This window comes from Prolixibacter sp. NT017, from assembly GCF_009617875.1.
Classification (GTDB): domain Bacteria; phylum Bacteroidota; class Bacteroidia; order Bacteroidales; family Prolixibacteraceae; genus Prolixibacter.
This window is the reverse complement of record NZ_BLAV01000001.1, coordinates 2,670,460-2,685,554: the sequence shown is the minus strand read 5'-3', so window position 1 is coordinate 2,685,554 and position 15,095 is coordinate 2,670,460. Positions and strand designations below refer to the sequence as shown.

17 protein-coding genes are annotated in these 15,095 nt (G+C 46.1%); 11 read left to right on the top strand and 6 right to left on the bottom strand.

The window, feature by feature from the left end:
* The first annotated feature begins 35 nt into the window (after positions 1-35).
* Positions 36-3,218: an efflux RND transporter permease subunit gene (locus GJU87_RS11045; protein ID WP_305071372.1), complete on the top strand. Its 3,183-nt coding sequence runs from the start codon at positions 36-38 to the stop codon at positions 3,216-3,218.
* Position 3,219: 1 nt separating this feature from the next.
* Positions 3,220-3,555, top strand: coding sequence for a P-II family nitrogen regulator (locus GJU87_RS11040; RefSeq protein WP_153639570.1), 336 nt, complete (start codon positions 3,220-3,222; stop codon positions 3,553-3,555).
* Positions 3,556-3,711: 156 nt separating this feature from the next.
* Here GJU87_RS11040 and GJU87_RS11035 read toward each other — a convergent pair whose 3' ends face one another.
* The 6 genes from GJU87_RS11035 to GJU87_RS11010 form a co-directional block, all read right to left on the bottom strand.
* Positions 3,712-4,413 (bottom strand): DUF4396 domain-containing protein, encoded by a 702-nt coding sequence (locus tag GJU87_RS11035; protein ID WP_153639569.1) that lies wholly within the window; start codon positions 4,411-4,413, stop codon positions 3,712-3,714.
* Positions 4,414-4,495: 82 nt separating this feature from the next.
* A complete protein-coding gene (locus GJU87_RS11030) occupies positions 4,496-5,059 on the bottom strand; it encodes a hypothetical protein (RefSeq protein ID WP_153639568.1) in 564 nt (187 codons plus the stop codon).
* 134 nt (positions 5,060-5,193) lie between these two features.
* Positions 5,194-5,805 carry a class I SAM-dependent methyltransferase gene (locus tag GJU87_RS11025; RefSeq protein WP_153639567.1) on the bottom strand — a complete coding sequence of 204 codons (612 nt, stop codon included), beginning with the start codon at positions 5,803-5,805 and terminating at the stop codon, positions 5,194-5,196.
* Between the two features lie 14 nt (positions 5,806-5,819).
* The gene (locus GJU87_RS11020) at positions 5,820-7,412 is read right to left on the bottom strand and encodes a multicopper oxidase family protein (protein WP_153639566.1); all 1,593 of its coding nucleotides are present in this window, start codon (positions 7,410-7,412) and stop codon (positions 5,820-5,822) included.
* Between the two features lie 321 nt (positions 7,413-7,733).
* Complete coding sequence (cysK, locus tag GJU87_RS11015) at positions 7,734-8,654, bottom strand: cysteine synthase A (RefSeq protein ID WP_153639565.1); 921 nt, start codon at positions 8,652-8,654, stop codon at positions 7,734-7,736.
* A gap of 14 nt (positions 8,655-8,668) precedes the next feature.
* Positions 8,669-9,121, bottom strand: a complete 453-nt coding sequence (locus tag GJU87_RS11010; protein WP_153639564.1) for an OsmC family protein — start codon at positions 9,119-9,121, stop codon at positions 8,669-8,671.
* 551 nt (positions 9,122-9,672) lie between these two features.
* Here GJU87_RS11010 and GJU87_RS11005 point away from each other — a divergent pair.
* From GJU87_RS11005 to GJU87_RS10970, 9 genes are all read left to right on the top strand, one after another.
* Positions 9,673-10,065, top strand: a complete 393-nt coding sequence (locus GJU87_RS11005; RefSeq protein WP_153639563.1) for a hypothetical protein — start codon at positions 9,673-9,675, stop codon at positions 10,063-10,065.
* Positions 10,066-10,276: 211 nt separating this feature from the next.
* Positions 10,277-10,591, top strand: a complete 315-nt coding sequence (locus tag GJU87_RS11000) for an LDCC motif putative metal-binding protein (protein ID WP_153639562.1) — start codon at positions 10,277-10,279, stop codon at positions 10,589-10,591.
* 12 nt (positions 10,592-10,603) lie between these two features.
* Positions 10,604-11,143, top strand: a complete 540-nt coding sequence (locus GJU87_RS10995; RefSeq protein WP_153639561.1) for a hypothetical protein — start codon at positions 10,604-10,606, stop codon at positions 11,141-11,143.
* Positions 11,144-11,153: 10 nt separating this feature from the next.
* Positions 11,154-11,381: a hypothetical protein gene (locus GJU87_RS10990; protein WP_153639560.1), complete on the top strand. Its 228-nt coding sequence runs from the start codon at positions 11,154-11,156 to the stop codon at positions 11,379-11,381.
* Between the two features lie 11 nt (positions 11,382-11,392).
* Positions 11,393-11,734 carry a P-II family nitrogen regulator gene (locus GJU87_RS10985; RefSeq protein ID WP_153639559.1) on the top strand — a complete coding sequence of 114 codons (342 nt, stop codon included), beginning with the start codon at positions 11,393-11,395 and terminating at the stop codon, positions 11,732-11,734.
* 112 nt (positions 11,735-11,846) lie between these two features.
* Positions 11,847-11,990, top strand: a complete 144-nt coding sequence (locus tag GJU87_RS10980; protein WP_153639558.1) for a hypothetical protein — start codon at positions 11,847-11,849, stop codon at positions 11,988-11,990.
* A 17-nt stretch (positions 11,991-12,007) separates the two neighbouring features.
* The gene (locus tag GJU87_RS21835; protein ID WP_373921473.1) at positions 12,008-12,127 is read left to right on the top strand and encodes a heavy metal-binding domain-containing protein; all 120 of its coding nucleotides are present in this window, start codon (positions 12,008-12,010) and stop codon (positions 12,125-12,127) included.
* 110 nt (positions 12,128-12,237) lie between these two features.
* Positions 12,238-12,429, top strand: a complete 192-nt coding sequence (locus tag GJU87_RS10975) for an SHOCT domain-containing protein (RefSeq protein ID WP_153639557.1) — start codon at positions 12,238-12,240, stop codon at positions 12,427-12,429.
* Positions 12,430-12,475: 46 nt separating this feature from the next.
* On the top strand, positions 12,476-15,064 hold the full coding sequence (locus GJU87_RS10970; protein WP_153639556.1) for a copper-translocating P-type ATPase: 2,589 nt from the start codon (positions 12,476-12,478) through the stop codon (positions 15,062-15,064).
* Positions 15,065-15,095 lie beyond the last annotated feature (31 nt).

Genomic DNA, 15,095 nt, shown 5'->3' with positions numbered 1-15,095 from the left:
AACAAGCATTTTTGTAAACGAAGGAAAGAAAGATTATGACTCCAAATGAAACAAATAAAGACGGCCTGATTGCCCGGATTATCGAATGGTCCATCAACAATAAAACGCTGGTCATTATTTTCACTGTCATGCTGATGGCAGCCGGAATCTGGGCCATCAAGAACACAGCGGTGGATGCTATTCCTGATTTGAGCGATGTTCAGGTTATTGTCATGACCAAATATCCGGGACAGGGTCCGAAAATTGTGGAAGACCAGGTCACCTATCCGCTGACGACGAAATTACTTTCGGTTCCGGGTGCTACCGATGTACGAGGTTATTCCTTCTTTGGCTTTTCAATGGTCTATGTGATTTTTAAGGACGGGACTGATTTGTACTGGGCCAGGAGCCGTGTGCTGGAATATTTAAGTTCGATGCAGAGTTCGATGCCCAAAGGCGTTACGCCGGAGCTGGGCCCGGATGCTACCGGGCTGGGTTGGGTTTATGAATACGTGTTGAAATCGAAGACACAGGACCTGCAGCAACTACGGTCCATCCAGGACTGGTTTATGAAATATGAGCTGATGACGGTCCCGGGTGTATCTGAAGTAGCCAGCATCGGCGGATTTGTCAAGCAATACCAGGTAGAGGTTGATCCGATTAAGCTGGCATCTTACGATCTCTCGCTCGATAAGGTAAAGATGGCCATTAAGAATAGCAACAACGATGTAGGCGGCCGGCTACTCGAAATGGGCGAGACTGAATTTATGGTCCGCGGACTCGGCTATGTTAAGAGCAAGAAGGACCTAAAGATGGTGACCGTCGGTTTTAATAAAGCGACCGGCACGCCCATTTATTTGAAAGATGTAGCCAATGTGGTCGTTGGCCCGGAACTGCGCCGTGGTTTGGCGGACTGGAACGGAAAGGGAGAAGTCGTGGGCGGAATTGTCGTTCAGCGATACGGTGCCAACGGATTGAAAGTGATTGATCAGGTGAAGAAGAAAATTGCAAAACTGAAAAAATCACTGCCGGCCGGCGTTCAGATTGTCCCCGCTTATGACCGTTCAGGACTTATTCATAAAGCGATTGACAACCTTCAGGATAAACTACTGGAAGAAATTATCGTGGTTTCGCTGGTGATTTTCTTTTTCCTGTTGCACTTCAGGAGTTCATTCGTTGCTGTATTTACTTTACCAACGGCCGTACTGGGAGCCTTATTAATCATGCATCTGCAAGGAATTAATGCGAATATCATGTCGCTTGGTGGTATTGCCATTGCTATTGGTGCCATGGTGGACGCGGCGATTATCATGGTGGAGAATGCCCAGTCGCATGTGCTACGTAATCAGCAGTTGCCGCCTGAAAAGCAAAAGCCGCACTGGGCCGTTATTTTGGAGGCCTCAAAAGAAGTAGGTCCGTCCATCTTTTTCTCCCTGCTGGTGATTGTGGTTTCGTTTCTTCCTGTCTTTGCGCTTGGCGCCCAGGAAGGCCGGATGTTTAAACCGCTGGCATTCACCAAATCCTATTCGATGGCTGTTGGCGCCATTCTCGCCATCACCATTGTGCCGGTGTTGATGGGCTATTTTATCCGTGGAAAGATGAAAAAGGAAGAAGACAATCCTATCACGAGGTTCCTAATGCGCGCTTATGAACCGGTTGTCGGTTTCGTCATCAAGCGGAGATGGTGGGTACTGATTATTTCGGCCCTGATTGTGATTGGCAGCTGGTTCCCATACAGCAAACTTGGGTCTGAATTTATGCCCCCACTGTACGAAGGTGATTTGGTTTACATGCCCACTACCTTGCCGGGGATTTCGATAACCAAAGCACGGCAGTTGTTGCAGCAGACGGATAAAATCATCAAATCATTCCCGGAAGTGAAATCAGTAATGGGAAAAGTAGGTCGTGCATCGACCGCTACTGACCCGGCACCGCTTTCGATGATTGAGACCACCATTCAATTAAAACCGCAAAGCGAATGGCCTGAGGGAATGACCCCGAAAAAGCTGGTAAATAAGATGGATGCGGCCATTAAAATCCCGGGGCTCACCAACGCCTGGACGATGCCGATTAAAACCCGGATTGACATGCTCTCAACGGGTATTAAGACACCGGTCGGAATTAAAATTACCGGACCTGATTTGAGCGTGCTTCAAAACCTGGGAGAGAAAATCGAAGGCGTGTTGCGAAAAGTTCCGGGAACCCGTTCGGTATTTGCGGAGCGCTCTGAGGGCGGTAATTATATTGATTTTGATATTGACCGCGACGCCATCGCCCGTTACGGACTGACCGTGGGTAATGTGGAAGACATTTTCCAATCGGCCATTGGCGGAATGAACATCACCAAAACCATCGAGGGACTGCAGCGCTATCCGGTCAATCTCCGCTATCAACGTGATTACAGAAACAACCTGGAAGCATTGAAGCGGGTGCTGGTACCGTTGCCACATGGCGGACAAGTTCCGTTGGGGCAGCTGGGAGCCATCATTGTGAAGAAAGGCCCGCCAGTCATCAAATCAGAGAATGCCCGTCCCGAATCACTGGTGTATGTTGACCTGAACACGACGGATATCGGCTCATACGTGGATGCCGCTAAGAAGGTGGTAAATAAGGAAATTAATCTTCCCCAGGGCTATTCCCTGACATGGAGCGGACAGTACGAATACATGGAACGTGCCGCCAAAACCTTGTCGCTCGTAATTCCATTGACGCTGTTGCTGGTCGTGTTGTTGCTGTATTTCAACACCAAATCGTTTACCAAAACAGGTATTATCCTGCTGGCATTACCGTTCTCCATGGTCGGCGCCGTTTGGTACCTCTATTTTGCCGGATTCCACATGAGTGTCGCTGTTTGGGTTGGTGTAATTGCCCTGCTCGGAGTGAGTGCAGAGATGGGAGTTGTCATGTTACTTTACCTGGAAGTAGCTTATGAAAACATGAGGGACAAAGGTTTAATGACCTCGCTGGATAAATTGAAAGAAGCCATCTTCCAGGGGGCCGTCAGGAGAATCCGGCCGGTGGTGATGACCGTTACGGTTCTTTTGATTGGTTTGTTACCGATCCTGATTGGACATGGCGTTGGCTCAGACGTGATGAAACGTATTGTGGCTCCAATGTTTGGAGGGATTATCACTGCATTGCTTATCCAACTGGCTTTTTATCCGGCTATTTTCTACGTCGTGAAAAAGCGGGAAATGAAGAAAAATAACATGATAACCGAGGTTCATAAGGAGGATTAACATGAAGGAAATAAAGGCGTACATCCGAAAAGAAAAGGCAGAAATTGTCATCCAAAATCTGGAGGAGGCAGGTGTCACAGGTATGACTGTCCTGGACGCCGCAGCCCTGGCTCAGTGGGCTGACGATCAGTTTTTCAGCTATTCCATTGAGTATGTTCAGAAATATTCATCCGTGGTGAAAATTGAGCTTGTCTGCGAGGAGGAAAAAGCGGACGAGATGGTATCTATCATCCAACAGTACGGTCATACCGGAAGAAGTGGTGATGGTTGGATTTTCGTCTCGGATATTGAACGAGCGGTACGCATCAAAAACGGAGAAGAAGGCAAAGTCAATTGAATTTATTCCCGTTGGCGGGCATCTGCTATTCGTGTCTGCCATTGCGAGTCGCATGAAAATTAGCAAAGGCTGTCCAGATTTTTTGGACAGCCTTTGTTTTTGTTGTTCTACCCGGGTTTGTTCACCCATAGCAGATGAGGATATTGATCTAGATCCTTAGCTCATTCCGTGTTTCCACCCGATTGATACCAACCACCAATTCATCGGGAAGGTAAATATCGCGCCGACGAACAGCCCCAGTGCGCCAAATCCCCAGAAGGTAAACGTATCCGGATTGGGGCTTTGACCAGCTATTTCCGGGGTGATAAAACGCATGACCAAACCCATTCCGACCATGACGGTTATCATCGAGAAGAACTCTGCTCTGCCGGCCAGCCAGAGGGCTTTGGAGGTTGAGTCTGCCATTTTACGCATGGCGATAAACTGAAAGATGAACCATCCGAATAAGAATCCAACAGCATATTCGAACCAGAACTCCGGCCAGAAATTTAAATCAATCATCCGGCTGATGACCATGGCTGTCATGATTCCCAGACCATCGCCGGCTACGCAATGCATCACCGAACCGGTCACCTTTTTCCATTTGGCCGATACATACCGATGGTGGTAATCGATTTCATCCTTTCCTTTCTTTTTTCCAATCCCGGGTGGTCTGCACGTAATGAGATACAGCGCCAGCCCGATGACTGAAAAGAAAATCATGATGATGGGCCAGGCATATTTTAACGCCGTATTCACACGGGTGTTCACTTTGAAAACGTCCCAGGTAACCCATATGGCGGCCAGGATACCAAACAGATACCACGGTATGACAAAGGAGGGGCTTTCAAGAAAATTCAGAAATGTTACGTTCAGCATGTTTATTACCAGATTTAAAAGGTTTCCAGCAGAAGTGAAAAATCTATTTCGACGTTGGGGGACTCACCTTCCGTTCGTGCGGTTACTTATTTTTCATGTGAGATTGTTTCTCCATTTTATTCTTCTTCATATGCTGCGACTTCATCATGCTTTTCTCCTGCATCATTTTCATCATTTCGGGATGTTGTGACATGATGTGCATAAACTGGTTTCTCATGGCGGTATCCTTGTCCGTTTTGTTCATCATCTTCTCCAACATTTGTTGCCTCATGCCGGGGTTATCCATTATCTCGTTCATCATTTCCATTCGGTCCGACATATTCTCACCGCTCATCATGGTTCCTTTCTCCATCATTTTTCCTTTGCCCATCATATCCTTATTGCCGTGCATTCCTTCCTGTTTATCGCCCATTCCCATTTGCCGGTCTTTGCCCATGGTTTCGTTATTCATCATCATCATGGCCTTTTTGTTCTGTTTGGCCACTTTCATAAAATCGCTCATCATATCCGGGTTGCCGGCGATGGCTTTAAAAATAGCCTGACGTGTTTCCTGGTTTTCGAGGAGCTTGTTCGCGTCCGTTTGCTGACTGAATCCTTTCGCTGAAAGGAATGTAATCATGGTAAAAATTAAAACTAGTGTTTTCATGATAATTGATTTTTTTTGGATTCAACTTTTAAAAGAGAGACTAAGACCTGGTCTTTCAGATCTAAATTGTGCCTGATGTGTCTGTTATGACCTGGTTGAGTTCATTCGGTTATGTTGCACACCCGATTGAGCCCTTATTTTCTGATATTCACTTTAATGAGTAATACGATATCGTACCATAAATGTTTTATGGTAATGTCGTCCGGTTCGAACCCGGCTTTCAGCAAGTTTTCGTATGTTTCCCGGTTGATGTTGGCGCCGTAAAGATGCAGGGGAATGGGATTCATCCAGTCCATCAGTTTGCCAACCATTTTGTGGTTGCTCCTGACATGTTCGAGCATGAGCAGCCTGCCGCCGGGTTTACACACCCTTTTCATCTCTTTCATTCCCTTCACGGGGTCGGGAACGGAACAATAGACACACGATGTGACAACGGTATCGAACGTGTTGGCTTCGAAATCCATTTTCTCGGCATCCATCACCATTAACCGGATATTGGGTTTGTTGCGGGATTTACGCCGGGCCCGTTCAATCATGTTTTCACTGAAATCAATTCCGGTCAGGTCGATATCGCCGGGATAATATTTCAGGTTTTTACCCGTGCCAACGCCCACTTCGAGGGTTTTCCCTTTTACCTCACTGAGCAATTTTTCTCTCCACCGGGAAAAACCCGATTCCATTGGACTTTCGAGGATATCGTAAACTTTGGCTATCCGGTTGTACCGTTTTTTAATTTTAGTGTCCATTGGGTTTGAGCCTGCTATGCAATGACCTCATAATTCCGCATCATGCCCATGTCTTCATGTTCCAGGTTATGGCAGTGGTAGACAAAGATTCCGGTATAGTCTTCGAACTTCATCACCGCCTGCACTTTCATTCCCGGCATGAGCAGGAACGTATCCTGCCAGCCCTGATCGACGAAACCATCTTTTACCGATTCCCAGACTGAGGCGCTCATGCCGGAGACATCGCGGTCGATTATTCTGAATTGCAAACCATGCAGGTGGACAGGATGGGGCATTTGCATCATGTTGCCCATCCGGCCCATGCCCCGGCTGCCGCCACCATTAATGAATTCCCATACCTCGGTGGTGTCCAGTTTTACTTTTTCCCAGTCGGCTACCCCCATCATTTCAAAGGTTTCGCCATTGATGACCCATTGCATCCGTTCGAACGAGAAATGAAATGTTCTGGGGTTGTTGGCATTCACAGCATCCGAGGGAGACAATGTCCTGTGTTTTGCGAAGGCGGCCGGGAGCTCTTTCTGTACGCCGGCTTGTGGCGTTACCTGGAACGATGCCAAATCGAAGGCTGTTCCGTTGGGTGTCTGCTGTTGTCCGCCTCCCATCATGCCCCCCATCATTCCGCCGCCTCCCATGGGAGAACCGGTTTCGAAAGGAAGACTTTTTAATTGTACCTCTTCACCGTCGTTTTGGGAGGAGAAGTCTTTCCATATTTCGATGCGTTCGCCCGGAGAAAGCATCAGGTAAGGCCGCGTTACCGGTTTTTCCAGCAGGCCGCCATCTGTCCCGATGGCCACGATATTGCTGTCATCGCTCCAGGCCAGTTTGTAGATACGGGAATTGGAGCCATTTAAGATGCGGAGCCGGTAGGTGCCTTTTTTCACATCGAGGTTCCAGTCGGGTTGGCCGTTGACCAGTATTCTGTCACCCAGAAAGCCTTGCATACGCGCCATTCGTCCACCATCGAGGTATACCAGCTGATTGTCAGCATCTATTTTCCGGTCCTGAATAACCAAAGGCACGTCATATTCTCCGTCGGGTAACCCCGTTTCATCGCCTTCGACAATGAACAGTCCGGCCAGTCCGTAATATACCTGTGGACCGGTAAACTTGTCGGGGTGCGGATGGAACCAATACGTGCCGGGGCGATTGTTGACCGTGAACTCATAGACAAATTCCCCGCCCTTGTCGATGGCATACATGGGATGGCCATCCATTTCCTGCGGGATGTGTAATCCATGCCAGTGAATCACACTTTCACGCGGCAATTGATTTTTAAAGCGGACACGAACGTTTTGTCCTTGTTTTACGCGGATAACCGGACCGAGATAGCTGCCCGGTAATTTATCTATTGTAGCATTTTCAGCTTTCAGGATACGGGTTTGGTAGGTATAAATGTTCGTTTTACTACCGTTGAGAAGCTGCACTTGATCCGGAATGGCTGTGAACTCCAAATCGACGTCTGCCGGGAAGTTTTTGTTCAGGGGATGGGGTGAAACCCTTTGTCCCCCGGTAATGGAATTGTACAATTTCGGAAGTACCGGAACGCTCAGAACACCAACCGATGCTGCAGAGGCAATCCAGATGAATTTTCTGCGTGAGGTATTCATTGATTTTCTGGTTTTGAAAACGTTGTTCTGTTAGAATAACACACATGTAGTTAAATTGTTATGATATTTTTATGTCTTGATTTTGATGGGGTTAAATCGCCGGGGGTGATTATCTGTGTGGAAGCTCACAGCGTGTGTGGTTACAATTCAATTGAAGAAAAGAGTAGACAAAGAGAAAAAAGTGAGGGTCTAGAAAAGAGAGCGCGATTAATCTTATAAAAAGTGACAACCCAGCTTTCGTAAGAATATTGAACCATACTATTTCAATCTCCGGAAAGTGAGTTGTCACCAAATTATTTTGTGGTTATGATTTTTTATTGCCTATTCAAATAGTATTGTACTGAGATAACGCTCGCCGGTGTCTGGTAAGAGCACGACAATAACTTTACCATCATTTTCATGCTTTTCGGCCAATTTCAGAGCAGCAGCCAATGCAGCACCAGAAGATATACCCACGAAAATTCCTTCTTGCTTTGCGAGTTCGCGGGCAGTTTTCACGGCTTCTTCTTCATTTATCTGCATGACGGCATCGTAAACACCCGTGTTTAATACTTCCGGTACAAAACCGGCCCCAATACCTTGTATCTTATGCGGTCCGGGTTTTCCTCCGGATAGTACAGGTGAACCGATAGGTTCAACCGCAACAGCTTTCAATTCCGGGTTTTTACTTTTCAGCACTTCGCTGACACCTGTTACCGTTCCTCCGGTACCCACTCCAGCAATAAAAATATCGACTGAACCTTTGGTATCTTCCCAAATTTCGAGAGCGGTTGTTTTTCGGTGCGCCTGTGGATTGGCGAGATTTTGAAATTGCTGAGGAATAAAATGATTCGGGTATTTTTTAGCCAGTTCTTCAGCTTTCGCAATAGCACCTTTCATACCTTCGCTGGCAGGAGTTAGGACCAATTCGGCACCATAAGCCAGAAGAATTTTTCTCCGTTCTACACTCATGCTTTCCGGCATCGTCAGGATTAACCGATAACCTCTTGCCGCGCTTACCAGCGCCAGACCAATACCGGTGTTGCCACTGGTAGGTTCGATAATTACCGTGTCGGGATTAACTATCTTTTCTTCTTCGGCAGCCTGAATCATTGATAACGCGATACGGTCTTTTACGGAGCCTCCGGGATTAAATGACTCAATTTTGACCAGAACGGTGGCTTTGCTCTTGTTGATTCGGTTCAAGCGAACGAGCGGGGTATTACCGATGGTTTCAGTAATGTTGTTGTAAATTCTTGACATAGCTTAAAACCTAGTTATACCGTTAATGATTCATGGATAAGATTAAATGAGAGGGGTGTAACATTTGAAAGGTTGTCGTTGATGGGACAGCGTTTTTTTATGAGGGTCATCCAATGTTCCAGTTGTTCCTGACTGGCATCAATTTCCGGATTGAATTCGACATCAATTTGTTTGAAACCTGCGCGTTCCTCGTCTGATTGCCCCAGCAGCCTGGCGGGATTCAGGTTTCCATTCACTTTAATGCTTAGCTTTTTAACCTGGAGTCCCAGCTCTCTGGCGGTTAAGTGAGCCACCACATTGATACAGCCAGCATAACTTGCCAACAGGTATTCTACCGGGTTGGCACCCAGGTCGTCACCACCAAGTGCAGGCGGTTCATCGATAGTCAGGCTAAATTGCCTTGCTTTTGCCACAAAACGAGCTCCAGTCTGAGCTTCCCCTTCAATTTTGAAATTTAAATCTGACATACTTTGAATTTATAGTTAAAAAAAAAGCCCTTCACAAATTGTGAAGGGCTGGTACCTATGTTTTCAATATTTTGTCACTAACAATCGTGTACAGCATCACCCCCCACATGTTTTAAAAACATACGGCAACACATACACATCATGCTGTTTGCTATGGAGAGCGTTTTATTCATTCTTATTTATCCTACTAATTTGGTAGGATGCAAAACTAAAAATAATTTTATTTACTGACACAATATGGAGGAATAAATTTATTTCCAGAAATGAAGACCACTTTCGAATTAACCTGAAGAATTTTTTCAGCCTGTTACGAAATTTAGTTATGAAGAAACAGTCAATTGTTGTCATCCTTATTCCAGGAGGAACTAATGCTTGATTAATGCGTGCTCGTGTATTTAATAAAAATTAACAATGGAGCGTAAAGTTCAGAAATACTGCAGGATGTGTCCTGGATGTCACCTGATGAATCACGATATTTTGTTGTTTTTATGATGTAATACCGATGTTTTGTTTGGAGGTTCGTGGCACAATGTCTATTTTTATTTCTGATTATGCTTAACAAAGCAGGACATATCCTCACAGCCCTGATACTACTAACTTCTACTTTCGGGGTAACGATCAACAAGCACTATTCCCATGGCCGGTTGTTTGATGTAGCGATTTATGCCCATGCGCAATCCTGTTGTACACCCGGACACCATGATATGGACGGCTGTGCGGATACACATGAGCATTACCAGGTGGCCAGTGATTTTCTGGCGTCGAATTTCGACAATGATTTTCAGGCTCCGGTGCTTCATATTTTTGCTCCGGTATTGATCATTCCTGCCGTTGAACTTCCTGTTGCTTCGGAAGTTCATTCCTCATTTTATACTCATCAGACAAGCCTTCCCCTTTATGATGCAGGGGATAGGTGTGCCCTTACACAAGTATTTCTCTGTTGATTTATTCTTTCTCACTGTAGCGTCGTTATCGGATTTTCACGACTGGTTCCGTATTGGAATGAGTATGCAGATTGTGTTAAACGATGACCTCCGGCACATGAGTCATGCGTAAAGAAGTGATTTTGCTGAAAGCATGATCTCCTCCACTGATGTCTGACGTTACAAGCGATTATCTCTCTTATCAGGGTTTAACCATTTAAGATAATTAGCTATGGAAGAATATTTAAATATGGTTTCCTATCAATCTGAAATCGTTGTAGAAGCCGATGTAGCAAAGAAACTGAAGTCATTACTGGTAGCTCTCGCAGGTATTGTCTGGGTGAACTTCAGCAAAAAACTGGTTGAAATAGAATACAATCCCTATGAAATCAGTGAAGAAACTATCAAAGAGAACCTAAGCGAACAGGGTTTTTCATTCTCCCATCAAAAGAAAGGGATTTTCTCAGGTTGGATTAACCGATTAGCTAAAAGTAACAAAGCTAACCTGGGGAATAAACGATTGGATTGCTGTGACATGAACCACTAAAAAATCAGAGAAATGAGAAGAAACAGAATTCTATATATGTTGGTTGTACTGAGTATTTTCATAGCAACCGGCTGTGAGAAAACAGATAATGCTTCGAAAAATGAAATCGCCGGTACCTATTCGGGTACGATAACCAAATCAGGCCTGAAAAGTGCAACCGGCACCATTTCGGATGTTGCCCAAGCCACGGCTGTTATCACAAAAATCAGTGATTCGCAAATTGATGTTCATTGTTTTAATGACGAAATGGATACAACGTTCATGCTTAACTATTACGACCATAACGATAGTGTGATGGCCGGACTTACCAGCGATGAATTTGAAAACATGTTCGGGTATATGCCTGACATGGGAGATATGTCGGGAGGCATGATGATGGGCGGCTCCATGGATGGAATGACCGACTGGGAACAACACATGGCCAGCGACAGTACAGCAGACCAGGAACTGGTCGGCGGATTCGATATGATGTCGCATACGTTCGGTTATCATTTTCAACTGATGGATGGTCAAACGACCTATGAGATGGATTTTCAGGGAGTCAGACGCTAAAGCGTGAACTATGTTTGTCAAGACTTTGGTTATCACCATCTTTTTGGTTGCCATTGTTTTACTGGCACTGGGAGTGAAGCTGATGTTCAGCCGGGACGCGGAATTCACGGTTCACTCCTGTGCCTTCCAGGATGATGAAGGGGCTACTGAAGATGGTTCCTGTTCCCAGTGTCAGCTTAGGGATTTAACCGATTGCCCGGAAAAGGAATTATCCGGAAAATCAAGTAAGCAACTGTAAATAAAAGTACCATGAAACTGATAAAAGCTTATGTCCGCTACCGGAAGATGGAAGAGGTTTACGATGCCCTTAAGCACGAGGGATTTTACAGTATGACCTTCGTGGAATGTGAAGGGACCGGCCGCTACTCCGATCATGAGAAAGAACATATCAGTTATAAATACCCGTTCGCCGAGGCCTACCGGGTGATCAAACTTGAGATTTTGGCTGCCGATGAACATGTAATTCCGGTCATTCAGCTCATTCGTAAAAACGCGCGAACGGGCTACAACGGAGATGGAGTGATCGTTGTGTCGCCAGTGGACAGTGCTTATAAGGTGCGTACTGATGAAGAAGGGATACTAGCGATATAATCAGTGTTGAAAAAAATGGTTGGAGTCAATTCGTGATTGTATCCAAAAATGATGTAAAACAAATGATGAATTGTGTAACAGCCAGCCCTTTAAGGGCATGTATCTTTGTTCTATGAACTTAAACAGCTATTCGTTATGGTACGATTCAATAAACTGTTACCCCGATTCAGCGCTGGAAACCGGATGGGGCAAAGGCCTTCCGGAAGTGGACGGCACCATCACCAAAGTGATGAAGGATTTCCAACGTTTGAGGTAACATCCTATCAGTGCCCTATGAAGTGTGAAGGAGATAAGGTGTACAATTCCCCGGGAAACTGTCCGGTATGTAACATGCGCCTGGTCCCGAAGAACAAAAGCAGGCATCACTCACACCATCATCACGGATGTTGTTGAAATGCAGGTTGAGCACTTTTGATTATGAATATATTTCTAAATCATCACTGAAGAACATTCAAAATACACTGGTAACTAAGTAACTAAGAATAAGGAAAAGGAGGTCTGTTATGATGGGAATTGGATGGATTATCGGAATCCTTTTTGTGGTCGGCATTTTTTGGCTGACGAAAGGAAATGTTATCGACAGCAAGTCGGATAGCAGAAAGGTGCCAGGGGCACTGGATATACTAAATGAGCGTTTTGCGCGCGGAGAAATAAGCCTGGAAGAATACCAGGAAAAGCGAAAAATGATCGCGTAGTTCGTCACTTTTCCTCTTGATTGTCTCACGCTAAAATTTCAGAACGATGGATAAAAAAACATTCGACAGATATTATTGTCCCATGCACTGTGAGGGGGATAAGACTTATGATGCGCCGGGAGACTGCCCGGTATGTGGAATGCATCTGGTATCAGTGGAGGCAAAAGAGGGAGGAGGAAAAGAAACGCATCAGCCGACACATCAGCACCATCATCCGGATACAGAACACCGCGGCCAATATTATTGCCCGATGCACTGTGAAGGAGATAAGGCTTATGATGAACCGGGCGATTGCCCGGTATGCGGGATGCATCTTGTCAGAGTAGATGCAGAGAAAGAGGGGAAATCAAACGGGCATCACCCGGCACACCAACATCATCATTCAGAAGAAGGACATCGTGGAAATCTCAAGGGCAAATACTATTGCCCCATGCGTTGTGAGGGAGATAAGACGTATGATGAACCGGGTGATTGCCCGATTTGTGGAATGCACCTCCGGAAAGCGGAGAGCATCACGCCTTCGGGCGTTACCTACACCTGTCCGATGCACCCGGAAGTAAAACAGAATGGGCCCGGGAGTTGTCCGAAGTGCGGTATGGATTTGGTACCGGAAAAGGGAGAAGAGACAAGTGAGGAAGAGAAAGCCTATCAAAAAATGGCCAGGAAGTTTTGGGTTGCCCTGGCCTTAAGTATTCCGGTTTTTATAATTGCGATGTCCGATTTTTTCAGTTTTCTGCATTTACAGGATGTCGCGTCGAAGAAAACCTGGGAATGGATTGAATTTGTGTTGGCCTCGCCGGTGGTATTTTATTCCGGATGGAGCTTTTTTAAGAGAGGCTGGAGTTCCGTCAGGAGACGTTCGCCCAATATGTGGACCCTGATTTCGATAGGCGTCGGCGTGGCTTACCTTTTCAGCATTTTTGGTTTGCTTGTTCCCGAAGTTTTTCCACCACAGTTCAAAGATGCAGCGGGTAATGTACATGTATACTTTGAGGCTGCAGCGGTGATACTGACACTGGTTTTACTGGGGCAAGTTCTGGAATTGCGGGCGCACAGTAAAACGAATTCGGCCATCAAATCCTTATTGAACCTGGTTCCACCGGTTGCCCGCAGAGTAGAGGGAGATGAAGAGCAGGAGATTCCATTGGAAGAAGTTCAGGTAGGTGACATACTGAGAGTCAGGCCGGGCGAAAAGATTCCGGTAGACGGTGTAATTGTTAAGGGAAATGCTGTTATCGATGAAAGTATGATTACCGGCGAACCTATTCCTGCAGAGAAAGCTCCGGATGATCAGGTGACCGGTGGTACCATCAATGGGAAAACGGCTTTCGACATGAAGGCCGAGAAGATCGGGTCGGATACGCTGCTCGCCCAGATTATCGAAATGGTCAATGAGGCCAGTCGTTCGCGGGCACCGATACAAAAACTTGCTGACGTAGTGGCGAAGTATTTTGTCCAAATCGTTGTTGGCGTTTCCATCATCACTTTTGCTGTATGGGCTATCTGGGGGCCGGCACCTGCTTATGTTTACGCATTTGTGAACGCCGTATCGGTACTAATTATCGCCTGTCCGTGTGCATTGGGCCTTGCCACTCCCATGTCTATCATGGTTGGAACCGGCAGAGGAGCACAGGCAGGAGTTTTGGTAAAAGATGCCCGGGCCATTGAAGAGATGAACAAGGTAGATACCCTTATCATTGATAAGACCGGTACGATAACCGAGGGGAAGCCAAGCCTTCGGAACTTCAAATCGTTTGGAGAGATGACCGATGTGGAGGTACTGCAGCTGGCCGCTTCAATCGATGCTAACAGTGAGCACCCGGTAGCTGATGCTATCGTCAAAGGAACAAAGGGAAAAGATATTTCCCTGCTGGAGGTATCGGATTTTGAATCGGTGACCGGTAAGGGTGTTCAAGCGTTTTATCAGCAACACAAAATTGGACTGGGTAATCACCGGTTGATGGAAGACTTTGGTGCGGGACTGAACGGTGAGAACAAAGAATTGGTAAAAGAATGGCAGTCTACCGGCCAGACCGTGATGTACCTGGTACGAGGTCAGCAGGTGGAAGGCATTGTTAGCGTTGCAGATAACATTAAAGCGTCTTCAGCCAAAGCTATCCGGGCCCTTCAGGACATGGGGGTGAAAGTTCATATGCTGACCGGGGACAATGAGTTTACTGCCCAGTCCGTTGCCAAAGAGTTGCAACTCGATGGTTTTATGGCAGACTGTCTTCCTGACGACAAATACAAGAAAGTTAAATCACTGCAAGCGGAAGGTCATATTGTTGCCATGGCCGGAGACGGTATTAATGATGCTCCCGCCCTGGCACAAGCCAACATCGGAATTGCGATGGGAACGGGTACCGATATCGCTATGCAGAGTGCTGAAATCACGCTTGTCAAAGGCGATCTGAATGGTATCGCCCGGGCCCGGGATTTGAGCAACAAGGTCATGCGTAACATTAAACAAAACCTGTTTTTTGCCTTCGTATATAATGCACTGGGCGTACCTATTGCGGCCGGTATCCTGTTTCCATTTTTCGGATTGTTGCTTAGCCCTATGCTGGCGGCGACAGCCATGAGTTTTAGCTCTGTTTCCGTGATTTCCAATGCACTTAGATTAAGAAGGATGTAGTAATTATTAATGGATGAAATAAAAAAGAAAA

Excerpts from the sequence above, each read along its gene's own strand:
- GJU87_RS11045 (WP_305071372.1), top strand. The coding sequence starts at position 36 with ATGACTCCAAATGAAACAAATAAAGACGGCCTGATTGCCCGGATTATC.
- GJU87_RS11040 (WP_153639570.1), top strand. The coding sequence starts at position 3,220 with ATGAAGGAAATAAAGGCGTACATCCGAAAAGAAAAGGCAGAAATTGTC.
- GJU87_RS11035 (WP_153639569.1), bottom strand. The coding sequence starts at position 4,413 with ATGCTGAACGTAACATTTCTGAATTTTCTTGAAAGCCCCTCCTTTGTC.
- GJU87_RS11030 (WP_153639568.1), bottom strand. The coding sequence starts at position 5,059 with ATGAAAACACTAGTTTTAATTTTTACCATGATTACATTCCTTTCAGCG.
- GJU87_RS11025 (WP_153639567.1), bottom strand. The coding sequence starts at position 5,805 with ATGGACACTAAAATTAAAAAACGGTACAACCGGATAGCCAAAGTTTAC.
- GJU87_RS11020 (WP_153639566.1), bottom strand. The coding sequence starts at position 7,412 with ATGAATACCTCACGCAGAAAATTCATCTGGATTGCCTCTGCAGCATCG.
- cysK (WP_153639565.1), bottom strand. The coding sequence starts at position 8,654 with ATGTCAAGAATTTACAACAACATTACTGAAACCATCGGTAATACCCCG.
- GJU87_RS11010 (WP_153639564.1), bottom strand. The coding sequence starts at position 9,121 with ATGTCAGATTTAAATTTCAAAATTGAAGGGGAAGCTCAGACTGGAGCT.
- GJU87_RS11005 (WP_153639563.1), top strand. The coding sequence starts at position 9,673 with ATGCTTAACAAAGCAGGACATATCCTCACAGCCCTGATACTACTAACT.
- GJU87_RS11000 (WP_153639562.1), top strand. The coding sequence starts at position 10,277 with ATGGAAGAATATTTAAATATGGTTTCCTATCAATCTGAAATCGTTGTA.
- GJU87_RS10995 (WP_153639561.1), top strand. The coding sequence starts at position 10,604 with ATGAGAAGAAACAGAATTCTATATATGTTGGTTGTACTGAGTATTTTC.
- GJU87_RS10990 (WP_153639560.1), top strand. The coding sequence starts at position 11,154 with ATGTTTGTCAAGACTTTGGTTATCACCATCTTTTTGGTTGCCATTGTT.
- GJU87_RS10985 (WP_153639559.1), top strand. The coding sequence starts at position 11,393 with ATGAAACTGATAAAAGCTTATGTCCGCTACCGGAAGATGGAAGAGGTT.
- GJU87_RS10980 (WP_153639558.1), top strand. The coding sequence starts at position 11,847 with ATGAACTTAAACAGCTATTCGTTATGGTACGATTCAATAAACTGTTAC.
- GJU87_RS21835 (WP_373921473.1), top strand. The coding sequence starts at position 12,008 with ATGAAGTGTGAAGGAGATAAGGTGTACAATTCCCCGGGAAACTGTCCG.
- GJU87_RS10975 (WP_153639557.1), top strand. The coding sequence starts at position 12,238 with ATGATGGGAATTGGATGGATTATCGGAATCCTTTTTGTGGTCGGCATT.
- GJU87_RS10970 (WP_153639556.1), top strand. The coding sequence starts at position 12,476 with ATGGATAAAAAAACATTCGACAGATATTATTGTCCCATGCACTGTGAG.